The sequence below is a fragment of the Candidatus Nitrosopumilus sp. genome (assembly GCF_965223225.1).
In the GTDB taxonomy this organism is placed as follows: domain Archaea; phylum Thermoproteota; class Nitrososphaeria; order Nitrososphaerales; family Nitrosopumilaceae; genus Nitrosopumilus.
This window is the reverse complement of sequence record NZ_CBDCVU010000004.1, coordinates 1280855-1298555: the sequence shown is the minus strand read 5'-3', so window position 1 is coordinate 1298555 and position 17701 is coordinate 1280855. Positions and strand designations below refer to the sequence as shown.

Below are 17701 nucleotides of genomic sequence, written 5' to 3'. Positions count from 1 at the left end.
CTTAGATTTGATAGTTGGGTCCAGAATCTATAATTTTAGGATTAATATTTTTAAATTTCTTGAAATTCTCAGTAAACATCATAGCTAATTTTTTTGCGTAATGATCATATTCTTTTTTATCTAACCAAGTTTCTCTAGGATTTAATATCTCATCAGGAACTCCAAAAATTTTAGTAGGGACATCTAAATTAAATAAATCATCATGACGATATGTTGTCGAATTTAATTCTCCTGTTAATGCAGCAGTAATTATTGCTCTACTGTATTTAATTTTGATTCTATTTCCAACTTTATATGGTCCTCCTGTCCATCCAGTATTTACAAGGTAGACTACAGTGTTGTGCTGGTTGATCTTCTCACCCAATAATTTGGCATATACAGATGCAGGTCTTGGCATAAATGGTGCCCCGAAACATTCAGAAAAAACGGTTTTTGGTTCTCTAATTCCTCGCTCTGTGCCTGCAAGTTTGCTGGTATACCCGGACAGAAAATAAAACATCGCTCCTTCTTTTGTTAATCGTGATATTGGTGGTAACACTCCTAATGCATCTGCAACAAGAAAAAAAATCACTTTTGGATGTGTTCCGACACTTGGAATTACTGATGCTGGAACATAGTTTAGTGGATATGAAGCTCTAGCATTTTCCGTCAGACGGTTATCGTCATAATCCGGTTTATTGCCATCTAGTATAACATTTTCTAAAACTGTACCATGTTTGATTGCATTCCATATTTCAGGTTCCGCCTCCTGGCTGAGATTGATACACTTTACGTAGAACCCTCCTTCAAAGTTGAATATTCCCTTATCCGACCATCCATGTTCATCATCTCCAATGATTCTTCTGTTTGGATCAGCTGAAAGAGTAGTTTTTCCTGTACCTGATAATCCAAAAAATAATGCAACATCGCCGTTGTCTCCAACATTTGCCGAGCAATGCATAGGAAGAATTTTTCTTTCGGGTAAAAGAAAATTCATAACGGAAAACAAAGCTTTTTTTATTTCTCCAGCATATCTGGTGTTTGCTATTAAAATTAATTTTTTACTAAAATTAATTATGATGGCAGTATTTGTTCTAGTCCCATCTATCTCTGGAACCAATTGAAAATTATTAAGACATAGAATAGTGAATTCGGGCTCATGATTGTACCCCTCTTCTTTATTTAGATTAATGAACAAATGCCGTACAACAAGATTTTGCCATGCACTATCGTTAATTATTCTAATTGGCAACCTAGTATCATAATCTGCTCCAACAAATCCGTCAAAAATAAAAAGTTCTTGTTTCTTGGCGAATTCTTTCATTTTATCAAAAATCTTTTCAAATTTCCCTGGTGGGAATTCATGATTTATTTTTCCCCAATCAATCGTGTTGTGAGTTTCATCATCATATACTATGAATCTGTCATCTGGAGATCTACCTGTGTATCTTCCTGTATTAACTGCTAAAGATCCATTAGAAGTGATAATTCCCTCTTTGTGTTTAATTGAATATGCGATAAGTTCCTCCACTGACAAATTATAATTGTGGTTATTTTTTTTAACAATATCAATTACATCTTTATCTGGATATTCCTTGATTGTTTTCATTTTTTCATCATGTATTTTTTGGCAATAGATCCATGTTATTTAATTGAAATCTTGTAATCATATAAAACCATACTTGAGATAACTATATCAAATTTTCAAATATTGGAAATTTGGATGAATTATTCAAAAAATCTATTCTGGATTACTTCCTAATTTGACTAGAATTACTGCTGAATTGAATTACAGATATGATTATAATAAAAAACGATGCTCGAAAAAATACAGCAGGACTCAATGTAACTATTACGTGTTATTTTTTTAATTTAACTGGACAAAATACTGTTTTGCAAGTATTAGTTGATTACTTACAGCGATTTTTGTGAAAAATAACATTTACTTACAGACTAATTCTAGGCATCTTGTGCGGGGATCGCCTAGCCTGGTAGGGCGTGGGATTGCTAATCCCATGTCCGCAAGGACACGGGGGTTCAAATCCCCCTCCCCGCGCCATTAAAAATTAAACTTAATAGGCCGATACAAGGTATTTTCTCTAATGGGAAGAAGAAAAACCCAAAAAATTATTCGCACAGGTCCTAAAAATGCCACAACTGGAATGTGCCCTGTTTGTAAAACGATTGGCAAGGTATTCCTTCTAGGTCCACCTGGACAAGAGAGAGGAAAATGCGAAAAATGTCGCCAAGAGTTTGAGTTATAGTTCAAAAAGCTAACCTCTCCATCAATATATTTACCCATAACTTTTTAAGACAATTTTTTCCTGATAGATAATCATGAGTTCAGACGCTGAAACCATCTATGAGAGGGTTGCTAAACTTGAAGATGAAACTGCATTGCTCAGAAGTGAGATTGATATTCTCAAGAGAGCTCTAAGAAATAAAATTGCTCGTCATGAGATAGCTAGGATCAAGAGCGGAGAAGATATAGATTCTATCATTGATTAATTTTTTGTCTTAATACTTCTAATCAATTCCAAAATAAAATCCACATCTTCTGCATTTGGATTAATTTCTAGATATTTATTCAAATATTTCAATGCTGCATCTGAATTTTGCAGTCTTTGTTCTAAAATTCCTTTATCTCTAATGTCTTCATAAGATTCTGGTTCTATTGACAAGACCATGTTAACACATTGAAGTGCCTTTTCATAAACAAATGATTGTATGTATGAATTCTTCAAATTTCTTGTCATCCTTACAAGAATTTGTTCTGTCCCTATCTCATCTAGAAATTCCGGTCTGAATTCTAATTGTCCATCAAAATTTGTATCTAATATCTCCTGCAAATCGTCAATGTCTAAAAGATGTCCATCGTAAAATGGATCTAGTATCATCTCTTCATTATATTTGACCAATATGTGCCCTGGAAATCCTACTATTTTGAGATCCAGACCAATAAATTTTGCAATTTCAACATACAGTATTGAAATTGTAATTGGCAAACCTGATTTTTTGTCAATTACTTCATTTAAGAAATTATTTTTTGGATTAAAATAATCATCATCATCTCCACTGAATCCCAAATTTTCAAATAGATGTTCATTTAACATCGAAATCAAATATGTTGGATTTTTAACATCGTTGATTGATTCCTTTAATGAAAGGCCTATGTGATTTATTTTTTTGATATAATCCTCTATTACTAGATCCGGATACTCTAAAAGCTGAGCAAACTTTAGACACTTTTCAACCAGATTGAAATTTGGATTTTTTACAAATGAAAACCATTCTGCAACAAATGGATCAAATTTTTCACTCAATTACTACTGGCTCATTTTTTTGAGATATAGTTGAGGATCCTTTATCTCTCTAGTGTTTGGTGGCACATCAATCATTTTTTTGAATGTTTTTGTACCTAATTTCTCAAATACTGTTCTTGTAAAGTCCTTTCCCATACTCTTTCTTACTTGGTATGATGAGAAATCCGTTCCCATAAAGGTTGTAAGATAATTCTGAAAATCAATATCATCTTTTAGAATGTTGTCGATTGCAAAACCTGCCATTCCTTCCATAGCTGTGAATGCAGCATGGTGTTGTTGGATTGGCACTAACCATTTTTTGTAAATTTCTAAAAGTTGTGGGATGGCTTGCCCTATTTTTGGGTCTATCTCAACGTGGGTGAATGTCATTACATCTGGTCCTATTTGCTCGATTAGGAAGTGATCCGGATTTAAGAAGAAAAATAGATTGGCTCTTTTTGCAAATGGAAAATCATCTGGAACTGCCTGCAATTGGCAATATTCTGAAAGTTCGCTTACTGTTTTAGAATCTAATTCTAAAATAATCTGAGCCAACTCTTCATTTATTTTGTTTACTTCTGTTGCTGCATTCTTATTTACTTCCTGTAAGTTTTTCTGTACGGAGTGGATTAACTCTTCAAGCAATGTCATTTTTACTGCTCCGATGTATCCTGAATTCACATTTTTGAAATTTGATTCGTACGGTTCTCCCTGCTTATGTAGGATTATTTCTGGATACCTAGACAGAATAAACTTGTTAAAGTAAATTGTTGAATCTAGATAGTCTCCATATGTTGTAGTTATTTTGGAAATGTATTGAATTGCATAAGTTGAATACACCATGTATTTTGCAGTATCTTTTTTCATCAATTCTGCGATTTTTTTACTGTCCTCTTTTGCAACTGCATCAAATAACTCTACTACAAATTCTTTTGATTTGCTGTCTGCAAATACTTTGTCTCCTTTTAGTTCCTTTAATTCTTCTAGTTCTGGAAATTTTAATTGCACATTATCAGGAATTTTCAAATCTAAAAATTCCTCGACCTTTTTCTTAAATGATGGATAAATCTCCTTGGCTATTTCTTCTAATTTTTTAAACTCTATTTTTCCTGCTAAATCTTCTTTAGCTTTTATTGCCAATTCTAAAATTTCTTTTTCTTCGTTGATTTCTACCGCTAACTGTCCAAATAAGGCCTCAGCAAATTCTTCAAATTCTCCCAATTTGTATAAGATCAAAAAATACTACATTTAATATTATCTTGAATTGTTTTCAAAGAATTATTAGTTTCAGTGCAGCTGGTTTATTGTCCAAATGCATGAATCTAGTCTTGAATTTCTCAGATGTCCTAAATGTACTACAAAATTAGATCTTGATGTTCATCTGCAATCAAAGGAAATTGATGAAGGTTTTCTGGAATGTCATAATTGTAAATTGTTGTTCCCAATCATTGAGAAGGTTCCGATCCTCTGGAATGATTTTGCAAATTACCTGTCTTTTCATCATATTTTAGGAGGCAAATTGTATAATTTTACAAAATCTAAAAAAATAAGGACATTTCTTAAAGAAAACTTGACCAAAAATATTCGTGATAAAGATAGATCCTCAATTGAAGAAAGATGGTCTAGAATTTATTCTGAGAGTAAAAATTCAACATTTTATAATTTCATGAAAAAAACCCTTGACTCTCTTCCAGAGTCTGATTTTGTTTTGGAGCATGGCTGCTCAATTGGAATTCTTACTTCTCATCTTTCTAAAAGAAACAAACTTGTAATTGGACTTGACCAGTCCTTTCTTGCCCTTAGAGAAGCAAAAAACACATTCAAACCTAATCTGGATTATGTTGTGGCTGATTCTGGTTCTCATATTTTTGGCAAACAGAAATTTGATCTAATTGTTGCATTAAATATTTTGGAATTAGTAGAACCGTCTCATCTTATTGATAGTATTTCAAATCAAATCTCAGATGGTTATCTTATAATGTCTGATCCTTATGACTATGACCGAGGATCTAATTCTGTTAAAAATCCGCTTGACGCAATACAATTGCGAGAAAAACTATCTGATGTTGGATTTACAATTAGACCTGACACAAAAAAACCGTCTTTTATTCCTTGGACGTTAAAACTGAACTCTCGTGCAACTTTGAACTATGCAGTAGATTTGGTCATTGGTCACAAGTCTATGAAATAAAAAACAAACTCTTTTCTGACATCAAAAAACTTTTTTTGTTTATATTATTTTATGTGGTTGGTTTTTTTGATTGGAATTACTTTACTCCTAGTTAGAATACTGCCTGATCTAAACAAAACTCCTTTCACGCTACTACAACCTGTGTTACATTTTGAAAAATCAAATTGATTTTTTTCGAATCCGTCTCCTTTTGTTTTTTTCAGCATATATCTCAAAATATGTTCTAATCCTTTTCTTCCTCCGTACGCATGGTTCTCTGTGACAAACCATGACATTTCCAAACCTTTGTAGTTGTCAGGAAAAATTTCTGATTTAATCTTCTCTCCTTCTTTTGTGTAGTGACCAATCATAGTAATTTTCCCCCTTAGTATCTTGTCTACGTATTTAGCATAAGATGTACATGATTTGCATAGATTGTCGTATATTATGATGGGTCTTTTCATATTGTAAATACTGCATTCTCAATAATCAATGTTTTTACAATTTTTCCAAATCACTCAATGTATTTTTTCCAGGCCTGTCCATCTTTGCCTCTACCTTTCTAATTACGCTGTAAAGTGTTGGTAAATTCGAAGATATCAGTTCCGATGGGAAAAACACATCTCCGTATCCTTCTCCATGTCTTGTTATCAGGTTATTTTTCTCAAGAACATCTATGTTGTGTTTGATAGTTTTGTAGTCTAAATCTAATTTTCTTGCAAGCTTTTGTGTGTTTAAGGGATTTTCTGTAATTGCACATATTATTCTCATTCTGGTATATCTCCCACTCATTCCCGTAAATATTGAAGAAAGTAACTCATTCATGTGCTTGTCTACCTTGATGTCTTCAAGGTCTGGGACGTCCTTGAAAATCTTGTTTTTACATAATGAATCAAATCCCATTGAATTTAATTAATTTTCAAAAAATATAAAACTAATTTTTTAACCTTGTATGTCTTGAATATTTTTTGTTGTTTTTTAAATGATTGCGTAAGGTAAAAAAATGATGAAATATAAAATTAAAGTGAATATTAGATGGCTTCAGTAATAGTAATTCCGATTATCTTAGTTGCAATTATTGGCTTGTCTGGCTATCTAATCTACAAATACTTTGTTTTCGATCTTTTGTGCAAAAGGTCTGTTAACCGAACACTTGAAAATTACAAAATAAAAAAGACTCCTACTCAAATCATTAGAGAATATTATGAGAATAAAGGAGATTCTTTATCTGATAAGGAAATACAGAATCTTGAGAAAAACTATCGGCAAAAAGAACCTGATCAATTCCTTGCGATGTATGATGCAATTAGAAATAATCTAAAAAATAATGAAAAAGATTAGATGTTACTCCTATGGACTAACCGGTATCTGTATGAATGGTGTTCCTCCTTCTCCCACAACTAGTGGAAGTTTACCATCCCATGCTTGAGTCTTTAACCATTCTAGATAGTTTGGATTCTCAGCCAGAGCTCTGTTGATAATTGCAATTGCTTCTGCTTCACCTTTTGCTTCTGCAATATTGGCATTTGCTAGACCAACCGCATTTGCTTCACGTTGTTTTGCTTCAACTTCGATTCGTCTAAGATCATTCTCAGCTTTTAGTGCCTTTTGTTCTGCCTCTACTTTGGCCTCAATTGCTTGTGCAAATAGAGGTGAGAACTCGAAATCTGTGATTGAGATGACCTCTGTTACAACTTCAAATTGATTCAGTCTTTCTCTGATTGATGACTCGATATCTTGTTTAACTAGAGGTCGTTTTGTAATCAATTCTTCTGCATTGTAATTTGCCGTTACTTGTTTAACTGTCTCTTCTATTGCTGGTTGAATAACTCTGTTTTCATAATCTAATCCCAAGTTCTTATAGAGTCTATGTACACTTTCTTTATCTGGATGATAGTTTACTGTGACAGTTGTTTCAACTGTTTGCAGATCTTTTGATGCACTTCTAGTTTCTTTTTCATACTTTAGCGTACGAACCTCGATATTTACTACTTCATCTTGAAATGGTACAACAAAATGCAATCCTTCATCTAATGGAGGACTAGTTACATCGACTGCATTCCAATGTAATAAAACTCCTCTGTGACCAGAATCTACAATCTTTACTGATGCAGTTGCCACAATACCTATTACAATTAGAATGATTATGCCTATTACAATACTTCTGGCTGCATTCATGTTGACATTAACTTTTGGCGATTGATATCTCGACAATGTTTTGAGTGTGTCGTTCTTACTATTATACCAATCCTTGTAATTTTATTTTAGTTACTAGGCAGTTTCTTACTTAACAGATTTATCATGTTGAATCTTAGATATATTGATGGATCCTAATTTTCAATGGATTTACTTGATATTTTTCTTAATGATCCCTTTAGCACGTATAATCCCTCGTCTAATGGCTAAAAGGAGAAGGGATTCTGAATCTTTTCAAACAATGGATCAATCTCACTCTAAACCACATTATAGTGAACAAGAAATGTCTGCACCTGCAAAAGAAATTCCTGAAAAGCCTACTACAAAAAACATGCTGGTTTTAGGAGAACTTCATAGAGGACGAAGAACATTTGAAAGTATTAAAAAAAATACTGGATTGAGCAACAATGAATTGGATTCTATTTTGGACTCTCTAGAAAAGAATGGAATGCTAAAGGTACATCAGAAACAAGGCTTTTTTGGCACAAAAGTTGAACTTCATCCAACCAATAAGGGATTCAAAGAATATTATTCATAATTAAAATTCTTTAATCATATTTCTCGTTCTAGCCTAAATTATCAAAAATGATATTTGTATTGAGACTATTTAGTTAATTTTAGACATTTTTCGTATATGAGATTTGAGGAAAGTTTTTTCACTTTTGATTATGAGTCCTTATTCAAATTAATCTTAACAATTGGTCTTGGTGCTCTTATTGGATTTGAGAGATAATTAAAACATCGCCCTGCCGGTCTTCGAACTCACATGTTGGTGTGTATGGGTTCTGCATTATTTACTTTAATCTCACTTTCATTTGATATTGAACCTGCAAGAATAGCTGCTGGGATTGTTGCCGGAATAGGATTTTTGGGCGCAGGAAGCATAATTGCACATAAAGGTCATGTTAGAGGAATTACAAGCGCAGCTACTTTATGGGTGGTTGCAGCAGTGGGACTAGCTGTGGGGGTTGGTCAATATTGGATTGCTATTGTTAGTGGAATTGCTATATTTCTGATATTGCAGTTGGGAAAATTGGAAAAGCATTCCAACCATACTGATGATGAAGGTTATCACACTCTGATTTTCTTTGAAAAATTTTATAAAAATATGTATGCCGGGGGCGAGTTTCGAACTCGCGACCTCCAGATTATGAGTATTGCCTTAGTTGGAGAACCGCTAGAGTTTACCAAATGAACTGGCACTCTAACCAGGCTGAGCTACCCCGGCACAATATATGCCTAAAAATTTGGGAAATTAAATGATTCTAACTGACCCCATTTTCATTTAGAGTCAAAATCTACACATTTTCTTCAAACATCGTTAAATTTATGATAAAATGCCTTTTGCGATGAAAATTATTTGAAGTCACTCCATTTGACATTCTCATTTTTTACCCAAAGGAATTTCTTCTGCAGCGCAGATGTGTACAATTTTTCCCATTCTGCCCCTACTTCATCAGTCCATGATTTGAATACACGTGGATCTATGTAGTTTCTAAGAGAAGTTCCGATGTTGTAGTCTCTGGTTTTCTCTGCCAAGTCAATATGTAATTCCAATTTTTCTACTCTTTCTTTGTGCTTTGTCTTTTGTTTCTTGATCTGCTCATTTAATGTCTTGATTCTCTTTTGTTTATTCTTTTTTTGTGTCTCTGTTTTGGGCTCAGTTGATTCTATTTTTTTTAGCGTCTCTTGTGTTTTTTTCCATTTCTCATCTTTTTTAGCATTCTTGAGTGTGTCTCTCTTCTTTTGTAGTGACTGCTCAAAGGTCTTTGGAATGGTTCTTTTATGATTGCACATTTTTGCAGCTTCAAGATTTGCAAGCTTTGCATGATAAATTTTCAAGTTTGGACTTTTATTTTTGATATTGTCAAATTTTACCAGATAATCCTTGACTACAGTAGTTGCAAGATATGTCCTGAATACTTTTGCAGTTAATCCTTTCACAATCCCTGAATAATATGCATTAACATGTCTTGATGTGATGTTGTCAAAAATTTCATCTTTTGGCTTTTTCTTTTCTACTAATCTCTTTAGGTTAATTTGAAATTGTTTGTCATGGCCTTCAGCCGGTACTGTCTCTTGCCATCTTACACTGTCCTTTCCTAAAAAGTCAAATTCAATTGCCTCCTCTGTAATTTTGATATGTTCTTTTCTTAGAGTGGTTGCGCCTACAGTATCTGCTTCATCAGGATCTTTTTCATCTCCCACTCTCATTGCAGTTCTGTAAATAAGATAACATGCCGTTGCAATCCTACTTGTTTTCGGATCTTTACTTTTCATATCTTTTACAATTTGATCTTTAATCTTGTTGATTTCATTTGCGAGTTTAACTGCTTTTTCATATTTTTCCTTGTCTCTATCTTGCTTTAGTCCAGCCGTATCTGCCAACCAAACATATTTTCGTTTTTGGGTAAGAAAATCCATCCAACTTGCTAACCACATTGAGTCATTATCGTGAATAATCTTGCCCCACTTGCCTTCTGGAACTTTTGCATCTTTTCCAAGATTTAGAGTTACATCCTTTGGAGTAACCCGTGGTTTCCATCTTCCCCTTAGTGGATGCTCACCCCTTCCAATGAAAATCCCTGGAGGTTCTGCCATGTAGTTACCAACCTCTACTTCATTGCCATCCATGATGGCAATTCCGTACTTTGATTTCATCTCTTCTCGAATTTCCTTTCTTTTGGCAGCAAGTGCCTTTTTTTCCTCTTTTGTCATCAATTCTTTGAGGTCTTTTTCTTTGTCAACTATTTTGAAAGCACTTGAAAAATCAATATCCTCATATGATGTATTTTTAAACTTGGAACCAAATGTTTTGATAAAATCTGCTGTAAAATTTTTTTGAAAAACTTTGTCTTGTGCGTATGGGGTGTCTTTTTTCTTTGCCCACTGATATGCCATCTCCTCTTGTTCTAAATCTAAGCTGATTTCTTCTCCCTTGATCTTTATTGTTATTCCTTGAGCTTCATAAGCCGGGGGAAAGAGTATTCCATTATGTTGTAATGTTTTCCATTTCATCTTTTTATTCACTTCAAAACTGTGGACTTTGACAAAAACTGTATCTTATGTGTATATCAAGGTAACTTCTAATTTGTCTTTTTTTGCCTTAAATCTTCGAATTTATGGAAATACACAAATCTGAAAGTAATTTCAACTCTGAAACAACTCTTTACTCATATACTTTTCAAACTCAAGATCTGTTTTCATCTTTTTGGCTTCCATAAACATGGATGCATCCGTACCTACTGTGTAGCGAGGAAGAATTTCATCCTGCTTTATTGCATCTATTATTGCTTCTGCAACCTTTGAAGGTGACGTTCCCATCTCAACCATTATCTTAAGACCTGCAAGAATGTTTTCTGTCAAGGCTTTGTATTTTGGGTCTGTTTTGGATTCTGGAATCTTCATTGAATCAAAAAAGTTCGTCTTGATTACTCCTGGTTCAATTAGTGTGGTTTTAATTCCAAACTGACCAAGCTCGTACCTTAAGCATTCACTTAGCCCTTCTAGTGCAAATTTTGTACTGATATATGCTGAAGATCCTGGTAATCCCATTCGCCCCACTACTGAACTAATATTTACTATTATTCCTGATTCTTGTTTCCTCATAATGGGTGCTACTTTCTGGATAATTCTTACTATGCTGAAAAAGTTTGTTTCAAATTGTTTTCTAAAATCATCTAATGATACATCCTCTGTACATCCAAATTGACCATACCCCGCATTATTTACTAGCACATCAATTCTTGTTCCTTCTGAAATCACATTTTCAATCCCAGATTTTACTGATTTCTCACTGTCTACATCTATCTCAATTATTTTGATTGGAAGATTTTCTTTTTTTGCAATCTCTTGCAGTTTGGTTCCTCTTTTTACATCACGCATGCTAGCAAAAGTTTGGTACCCATTTCGTGCTAGAGATAATGTAGTTTCAAATCCTATGCCTGAAGAACTTCCAGTTACTAAGGCAACTTTTTCCATGTTTGGTGTATTTTTTTGTTATATTTATCCCATTTTGATTTGTTATACTAATGGTTTGTCTCCTTCGACTGCATCTATTATCTCTGTTTTCTCTCCTTTGTTGATTCTTTCTAGTATTTCCAATGATGAGCATTTGTGTAAAAATTCATTGTTGTTGCCACACCTGTATGAAAATGTACATCTTGGACATCCTGCTTCATTTTTGCATGGGCACTCCTTTACGATAAACATACTTCGCTCTAATGCTTTTTCAAATCTATCAAACAAAGCTCTGCTGGCTCCACTACCTCCAACTGCACCATCATAAATGAATATCAAACCTGACGTTCCAAGAGAAATTCCTCCTAGATCTTGGGACACTCCTCCTGTTATCATGTTACTTCCCTCGATTACCACATGTTCTGTTGCATGATATCCACTTGCCTCAACATATTCCTCGTCTTCGGATTCTTCAATTGTTTTGAGAGGTCTTGGCGCATGAAACACAATTCCCTTTGTAACAAAATCATATTCCAAAGGTGTGTCTAGAAAAATTTTCTCTCCTTGCGTAACTTCTTGTCCAAGTTCTATGTTGACATATCCGTAAACCTTCTTCTGTATGTGTAGTTTGCAAAATACTACTTCAATTCCATTTGCGGTTCTTTTTTCATAGATTGTTTCAATTGTTGGCCATTCTTCTGTTAGTGATTTTGTATAATATGGGTAATCTCTTGGGATTTTTTCCAATATTGCATATCTTTTTTCAGGATATTGGAATTCTTTTACCTTATACCTGATTCCCGCCAAAAAATAGATTGCATCTTTGTGCAATTCTTCTAATGCAATAGGTAAAATCCTATCTCCTAGTTTCTTTCCACCAAGGAAGATATCTATTGAATTCCCAATCCCTCTGATGCTATAATCTTGTAAAAGAGATCTTATCTTTTCCCAATTTGGAATGATTCGATTATTCGATATTACTAGATTTTCTCTGATAATATGTTCCTCGATAATTCCTTGATGTTCTTTTAATTCGTGCCTGGAAATTGGTCTATCACAGGCCATTGCTAGTACCTGAAATTCCTCAACAAAGGGATTTTTTGGATCAATGTAGTTTTTTTCAATATCCTCAAAATAATCATCTGGGTGATTTTTGTAATATTGTGAAATTGGATCATTTCCTAAAGTCAAAAATGCATATCCTCTCTGCCCTTTTCTAGCCGCTCTTCCTATTCTCTGAACTAATCTGTTGACTGGGATTGTAGATGAAATAACACAATCTACATTACCAACATCAATTCCTAACTCTAGAGTTGGAGTGCATGAAATTGCATCTAGCTTGTCATCTTTGAATTGTTTTTCTACTGCACTTCTGTAGTTTGCCATTAGTCCAGCTCTGTGGACCTTGATGTTTACTTTTTGCCTCTTTGCCTGAATCGCTAATAATTCAGAGTTTACATGTGAATTGCTAAAAATCATTGTTTTGTGCTTGTTCTCAGTAAGTTTTTTTGTTAGATCTACCATGACCCTTCTTTGTGTTCTTAGAGAAGGAAATATCATAACGAAATCTGTTTTGCCTTTTTTTCCAGAACCCTTGATGTTTTGAAATTTTTCATCAAAAAGCTCCTCACAAAAATTTTTTGCGTCATCAAGTGTTGCTGATGCTGCAACAATTTGCAATTTGTTGTTGCATATTCTTTTTAGTCTTTTGATTATGTAATGAACATTTGAACCAAAAATTCCGGAGTACGTATGCACTTCATCTACAATTAACATTTTTGTAAAAGCTAACAAAGATGAAAATTTTGTTTGATGCCATAGATGATAGTGAATTACATCAAAGTTTGTAATTAGGATCTGTGGAGGTTCTTCTATTATTTCTCTTCTTTCTTCTAGTTTTGTATCTCCATCAAAGATTTTTACTGTTATGTTGCTGTCTTGAGCTAATTTTAGGATCTTGGGGTATTGGTCCCTTGCTAGTGCCTTTGTTGGATATACAAAAAGAGCAAAAACTTTCCCATAATCTGTTTCTTTTTTTGCTTTCTGTAGTACTGGAATCAAAAAGGCTTCTGTTTTTCCAGATGCAGTAGGAGCCTCAATTACCACATTGTGACCATAAACTATCTCTTGGATTGAATCCTCCTGAAATTTATAAAATCTCTTTATTCCTATTTTTTTAATATTGTCTGTTATTGATTCATCCAATCCTGAATCTTCTACTTTAAAACCCATCTTTGGTTCTGGATTCTCTAGAACTTTGTATTCTGAAATATAGTCTCTTTTTGAAAGTAATATTTCTCGCGTGATCTTATCTGGTCTGTTGCTTCCAATGATTTTTTTAATTTCATATTCACTTCTTACTATTCCTTCATCTGTCAATTCTGTGGATATTCCATCTTCTGAAACGAATCCTTGATCAAATCTTGAAAGAAACTCTAAAAATACTTCATCGGTATTTTTTGAAAATTCTACAATGTCTTCAATATTGCAATTTGTACAAGAGACGTGCATTTTTTTGTTAAATGTCTTCTGAATCTCGATTTTTGACTTGCATTTTGGACAAGAGAACTTCAAGATAACCTGTTAACGTTTAGTGGGGTTTATTGCTTAATCGAATTCTAATCCATGCCATTATTAAGCTCAAAATCAGTCTTCAGTTAAAATTGAAAAAATTTCAAGACAACAAGATTTACAATCTTGACTGCATAGAAGGGATGAAATCAATTCCAAAAAACAAGGTCGATCTTGTGATTACCGATCCTCCATTTGCAATTAACTTTAAATCAAAAAAAGCCAACTACAATCGACTTTCATCAAATGTTTTGTCTGGATACAATGAGATAAAGCCTGAAAACTACTATGATTTCACACTAGACTGGATGAGCCAGGTCTTTCGAATTTTAAAAAAATCTGGTAGTATGTATGTTTTTTCAGGATGGAATAATCTGAAAGATATTCTAAATGCATTAGATGATCTTGGTTTTCTCACAATAAATCATATTATTTGGAAATATCAGTTTGGGGTTGTAACTAAAAGAAAGTTTGTAACTTCTCACTATCATTGTATCTATGTGTGCAAAGACGACAAAAAAAGAAAGTTTTTTCCATTTTCAAGATTTGATAAAGATGAGAAAACAACTGAAGGCCGTAGCCTTCACTATAAAGATAAAGAGGATGTCTGGACCATAAAGCGAGAGTACTGGACAGGGGATGAAAAAACACCTACAAAGTTGCCTTCTGAATTAATTGAAAAAATATTGCAGTACTCTAGTGAAAAAAGAGATCTAGTGTTGGATCCTTTTCTTGGTTCAGGTCAAGTTGCTGTAGTTAGCAAATCCATGCAAAGACGATATCTTGGATTTGAAATCGTGCCTGAATATTATAAATTTGCCAGCAAACGATTATCAAAAAATGTTTATCGAATCAAAAAATCAAATTAGTTTTCTTTTTTAGGTTCGTCTTGTTTTCTCTGGCCCATTTTTCTTGAAATGATTTCTCTAAGATCGTTATCTGTTTTTCCTTCTACATTGATTCCTATTGATTTTGCAATCATCTCTAATTTTTCTCTCTCTGTTTCTACTGGTCCTGAAATTTTAGGAGATTCTTCTGTTGTTTCTTTTACATGTTCTTGAATCTCGTTTTTTGCTTTATTGTATTCATTAACTGCTTTTCCTATCTTCTTTGCGGCACCGGGAAGCTTATCTGTGCCCAAAATTAGAACCAATGCTACAAAAATAATTACAATCCATTCAGTACCTCCAATATTTATTAAAAAATTATTCATGTTTTGTTGTTCTTTAAATTGAAATTAAACGTAATGTTGTAATTTATGCGTAGACTCAATCTCATCCCTGAATTTCAGATCTGAGAATCCACTTGTCAATTTAAAGAAATTCAGAACTTTTTTTTAATATGAAAAAAATTGAAGCTATTATCCGACCTGGACTAAGAGATGCAGTTGTTACTGCAATAAAGAAAGTCGGTGTTGGTGGCATCTCTGTTCATTCTATTCAGGGACAAGGTTCACAAAATCCTCCTCTTGTGGGACAATATTACAGCAAAGAAATGATAATTTGTGTGGTGGATGATCCTAAACTTGACGATATCTTAAATGCAATTAGTGATGTTGCATGTACTGGCACTAAAGGGGATGGTAAGGTGTTTGTAACTACAGTCGATGATGCGCTTGATCTTTGCACAAAAAAGAGAGGCACAACATCCATCTAATTTAACACTCGGTTTGGTTCTAGTTTTTTTCTAGAGATTATGGCAAGAATAGTGATGCCAATTCCTATTATGCAAAACAACGCGTAAGGTGCTTCACTTCCAAGTGTTTCTGTAATGGATCCTCCCATAGTTGGACCTACTACCCAGCCAATACCAAATACAGTCTCATATGCCCCAATTATTTTTCCAGTAATGTTTTTTGGAGTTTTACTTAAAATAATTTCAAGAGTTAGTGGGAAGAAAATACTAAATCCAAATCCCATCAGAATCAGGGCAATTCCGAATGTGATTATTGAATCTGCAAAGATCGAGATTGCTAACCCGACTGATACTGCAAGGGTTGCAGCAATTAGTGTCTGACTTGTTTTTCTTGCAAATTTACCTGCTAATGCAAGTGATGCAACACGAGATATGCCAAATACAAAATACAAAAGCAAAATGTCTCCATCTGACATTCCATTATCGTTTAGAAATGCTGGAAAAATAGTAAGAATTATCCCAAATGATGAAGTACAAAATACAAGTAATGTTATCACTTCTGGAAATCTCTTCATTTCCTTTAGTGTTGAAAAAGAGAAATGCTCTTTGTGATTCTTGATACTTCTTCTTGATACAAGAATAGATGTGATTATAGTGCCTGCTAGGATAAATGCTGTAATCTGAAATAGAACCCTGTATGTGATATCTAATCCTTCTAAAAAGACCGTACCCAAAAGTGGTCCTGCCATAAACCCAATAACAAAAAACATTGTAAACCACGAAATGTTCTTGACCCTGGTTGTCTCATTGCTTTCTTCTGAGATGATAGATTCACATGGTGGCCAAAAAAATGCATGTGCTACACCTGTCATTATTCTAAATCCCATTATTTCTGGAACTGATTGTGCAATTGATAGAAGGTAAATAGATAGAGAATTGATGATTACTCCAATTGATAGTAAATATCCATTGTTGATTCTATCTAGTAAGATTCCTACAAAAATCGGAATGAACATGTATGGAATAAAATTCGCCAGTCCGATTAATCCTAGTTCTGAATATGTTGCTCCGACAATATTTTTTGCAAATACTGGTAAGATAGGCCCATGCAATCCATATGAAATACCTATGATAAGACCTGTGATGTTAACTAGTAAGAGAATCCTATTCATTTGTATGCGGCAACCATTATTGCTCCGCCCATAAGATCTTTCTCAAATTCTACCTTTGAAAATTTTTCTAATAGAAGTTCCTCTAGTTTTTTATTTTGTGGCCATCTCTTGTAAGTTCCATAAAGTGTTCCAAACTTTAGGCCCAATTTTCCTCCAGCTGCAAATGCAAGAATTGGCAAGATGCATCTGAGATAAAACGAAACTCCTGCTCTGAAAAATCCCTCGTCTGGTTTTCCTAAATCAACAATAACAAATCTTCCGTCTTTTTTTAAAACCCGATGTATTTCAGATATTGCAATTCTCAAGTTAATTGCATCTCTAAGCGAATATCCACACAAGACTGCATCAAATTGCCCTTCTCTAAATGGTATGTGTTCAAAAACACCATTTGCCATGTCTGGTGATTTGTCAAAATGTACTCCTGTGTTTTTGAGCATCGGCACCAGAGGATCATAAAGTGTAATTGATATTTTTCCATTTGTAATTTTTGATGCTGTCTTTGACATGTTTCCAAATCCTGACCCTGCATCTAGAACTTTGTTGCCTGGATACACTCTATTTTTAATTCCTCTATTTCTGTGTTCTACGTCCTTTCCAAGTGAAATAATTGAATTTACTTTATCATAAACTGGAATTATCTCTTGAAGTACTTCAATTACTTCTCCCCAGTAACTTCCTAATCCCATTGTATGACATCTCTTACTTTCGATTTGATT

Annotated in this window: 19 protein-coding genes, 2 tRNA genes and 1 pseudogene; 9 read left to right on the top strand and 13 right to left on the bottom strand. The window is 33.8% G+C overall.

Annotation, left to right across the window (positions count from 1 at the left end; all coding sequences use genetic code 11):
* Window position 1 precedes the first annotated feature (1 nt).
* A complete protein-coding gene (pckA, locus tag ACOQN3_RS08300) occupies window positions 2-1588 on the bottom strand; it encodes a phosphoenolpyruvate carboxykinase (ATP) (RefSeq protein ID WP_420546001.1) in 1587 nt (528 codons plus the stop codon).
* 363 nt (window positions 1589-1951) lie between these two features.
* Between pckA and ACOQN3_RS08295 the strand changes: the two genes are divergently transcribed.
* The 3 genes from ACOQN3_RS08295 to ACOQN3_RS08285 all read left to right on the top strand — a co-directional run bounded on the left by ACOQN3_RS08295 (window position 1952) and on the right by ACOQN3_RS08285 (window position 2487).
* Window positions 1952-2038, top strand: a tRNA-Ser gene (locus tag ACOQN3_RS08295).
* Between the two features lie 43 nt (window positions 2039-2081).
* Entirely contained in the window at window positions 2082-2243 is a 162-nt protein-coding gene (locus tag ACOQN3_RS08290) for a hypothetical protein (RefSeq protein WP_179371275.1), read from the top strand.
* A gap of 73 nt (window positions 2244-2316) precedes the next feature.
* Window positions 2317-2487, top strand: a complete 171-nt coding sequence (locus ACOQN3_RS08285) for a hypothetical protein (protein ID WP_420546000.1) — start codon at window positions 2317-2319, stop codon at window positions 2485-2487.
* Here the strand turns inward: ACOQN3_RS08285 and ACOQN3_RS08280 are convergent.
* Window positions 2484-3302 carry a SirB1 family protein gene (locus ACOQN3_RS08280; RefSeq protein ID WP_420545999.1) on the bottom strand — a complete coding sequence of 273 codons (819 nt, stop codon included), beginning with the start codon at window positions 3300-3302 and terminating at the stop codon, window positions 2484-2486. The two genes, ACOQN3_RS08285 and ACOQN3_RS08280, sit on opposite strands and share 4 nt — an antisense overlap.
* Window positions 3303-3305: 3 nt before the next feature.
* On the bottom strand, window positions 3306-4502 hold the full coding sequence (locus tag ACOQN3_RS08275) for a hypothetical protein (protein WP_420545998.1): 1197 nt from the start codon (window positions 4500-4502) through the stop codon (window positions 3306-3308).
* A gap of 91 nt (window positions 4503-4593) precedes the next feature.
* On the opposite strand from ACOQN3_RS08275, the gene ACOQN3_RS08270 reads away from it, so the two are divergent.
* Window positions 4594-5472 (top strand): methyltransferase domain-containing protein, encoded by an 879-nt coding sequence (locus ACOQN3_RS08270; protein WP_420545997.1) that lies wholly within the window; start codon window positions 4594-4596, stop codon window positions 5470-5472.
* Window positions 5473-5516: 44 nt separating this feature from the next.
* Here ACOQN3_RS08270 and ACOQN3_RS08265 read toward each other — a convergent pair whose 3' ends face one another.
* Both ACOQN3_RS08265 and ACOQN3_RS08260 read right to left on the bottom strand, forming a co-directional pair.
* Window positions 5517-5915, bottom strand: coding sequence for a hypothetical protein (locus tag ACOQN3_RS08265; RefSeq protein ID WP_420545996.1), 399 nt, complete (start codon window positions 5913-5915; stop codon window positions 5517-5519).
* Between the two features lie 34 nt (window positions 5916-5949).
* A complete protein-coding gene (locus ACOQN3_RS08260) occupies window positions 5950-6354 on the bottom strand; it encodes an ArsR/SmtB family transcription factor (RefSeq protein WP_420545995.1) in 405 nt (134 codons plus the stop codon).
* A 132-nt stretch (window positions 6355-6486) separates the two neighbouring features.
* Between ACOQN3_RS08260 and ACOQN3_RS08255 the strand changes: the two genes are divergently transcribed.
* Window positions 6487-6792, top strand: a complete 306-nt coding sequence (locus tag ACOQN3_RS08255) for a hypothetical protein (protein WP_420545994.1) — start codon at window positions 6487-6489, stop codon at window positions 6790-6792.
* Between the two features lie 9 nt (window positions 6793-6801).
* Here the strand turns inward: ACOQN3_RS08255 and ACOQN3_RS08250 are convergent, their stop codons facing one another.
* A complete protein-coding gene (locus tag ACOQN3_RS08250; protein ID WP_420545993.1) occupies window positions 6802-7665 on the bottom strand; it encodes a prohibitin family protein in 864 nt (287 codons plus the stop codon).
* Window positions 7666-7930: 265 nt separating this feature from the next.
* Between ACOQN3_RS08250 and ACOQN3_RS08245 the strand changes: the two genes are divergently transcribed.
* Together ACOQN3_RS08245 and ACOQN3_RS08240 are read left to right on the top strand one after the other, a co-directional pair.
* The gene (locus ACOQN3_RS08245; RefSeq protein WP_420545992.1) at window positions 7931-8185 is read left to right on the top strand and encodes a hypothetical protein; all 255 of its coding nucleotides are present in this window, start codon (window positions 7931-7933) and stop codon (window positions 8183-8185) included.
* Between the two features lie 228 nt (window positions 8186-8413).
* A pseudogene (locus ACOQN3_RS08240) lies at window positions 8414-8617 on the top strand (MgtC/SapB family protein); the annotation flags it as partial.
* 143 nt (window positions 8618-8760) lie between these two features.
* On the opposite strand, the gene ACOQN3_RS08235 reads toward ACOQN3_RS08240, so the two are convergent.
* The 4 genes from ACOQN3_RS08235 to ACOQN3_RS08220 form a co-directional block, all read right to left on the bottom strand.
* Window positions 8761-8875, bottom strand: a tRNA-Met gene (locus ACOQN3_RS08235).
* Between the two features lie 128 nt (window positions 8876-9003).
* On the bottom strand, window positions 9004-10665 hold the full coding sequence (locus ACOQN3_RS08230; protein ID WP_420545991.1) for a DNA topoisomerase I: 1662 nt from the start codon (window positions 10663-10665) through the stop codon (window positions 9004-9006).
* A 132-nt stretch (window positions 10666-10797) separates the two neighbouring features.
* Complete coding sequence (locus ACOQN3_RS08225; protein WP_420545990.1) at window positions 10798-11628, bottom strand: SDR family oxidoreductase; 831 nt, start codon at window positions 11626-11628, stop codon at window positions 10798-10800.
* 42 nt (window positions 11629-11670) lie between these two features.
* Window positions 11671-14181, bottom strand: a complete 2511-nt coding sequence (locus ACOQN3_RS08220) for a DEAD/DEAH box helicase (RefSeq protein ID WP_420545989.1) — start codon at window positions 14179-14181, stop codon at window positions 11671-11673.
* Window positions 14182-14270: 89 nt separating this feature from the next.
* Between ACOQN3_RS08220 and ACOQN3_RS08215 the strand changes: the two genes are divergently transcribed.
* Window positions 14271-15047, top strand: a complete 777-nt coding sequence (locus ACOQN3_RS08215; RefSeq protein WP_420545988.1) for a DNA-methyltransferase — start codon at window positions 14271-14273, stop codon at window positions 15045-15047.
* On the opposite strand, the gene ACOQN3_RS08210 is transcribed toward ACOQN3_RS08215, so the two are convergent.
* On the bottom strand, window positions 15044-15391 hold the full coding sequence (locus tag ACOQN3_RS08210; RefSeq protein WP_420545987.1) for a Sec-independent protein translocase subunit TatA/TatB: 348 nt from the start codon (window positions 15389-15391) through the stop codon (window positions 15044-15046). The two genes, ACOQN3_RS08215 and ACOQN3_RS08210, sit on opposite strands and share 4 nt — an antisense overlap.
* Before the next feature lie 128 nt (window positions 15392-15519).
* On the opposite strand from ACOQN3_RS08210, the gene ACOQN3_RS08205 reads away from it, so the two are divergent.
* The gene (locus tag ACOQN3_RS08205) at window positions 15520-15834 is read left to right on the top strand and encodes a P-II family nitrogen regulator (protein WP_420545986.1); all 315 of its coding nucleotides are present in this window, start codon (window positions 15520-15522) and stop codon (window positions 15832-15834) included.
* On the opposite strand, the gene ACOQN3_RS08200 is transcribed toward ACOQN3_RS08205, so the two are convergent.
* Together ACOQN3_RS08200 and ACOQN3_RS08195 are read right to left on the bottom strand one after the other, a co-directional pair.
* Complete coding sequence (locus ACOQN3_RS08200; RefSeq protein WP_420545985.1) at window positions 15831-16985, bottom strand: MFS transporter; 1155 nt, start codon at window positions 16983-16985, stop codon at window positions 15831-15833. The genes ACOQN3_RS08205 and ACOQN3_RS08200 overlap by 4 nt on opposite strands.
* Window positions 16982-17671 (bottom strand): class I SAM-dependent methyltransferase, encoded by a 690-nt coding sequence (locus ACOQN3_RS08195; protein ID WP_420545984.1) that lies wholly within the window; start codon window positions 17669-17671, stop codon window positions 16982-16984. The genes ACOQN3_RS08200 and ACOQN3_RS08195 overlap by 4 nt, the downstream gene beginning before the upstream one ends.
* Window positions 17672-17701: the final 30 nt, after the last annotated feature.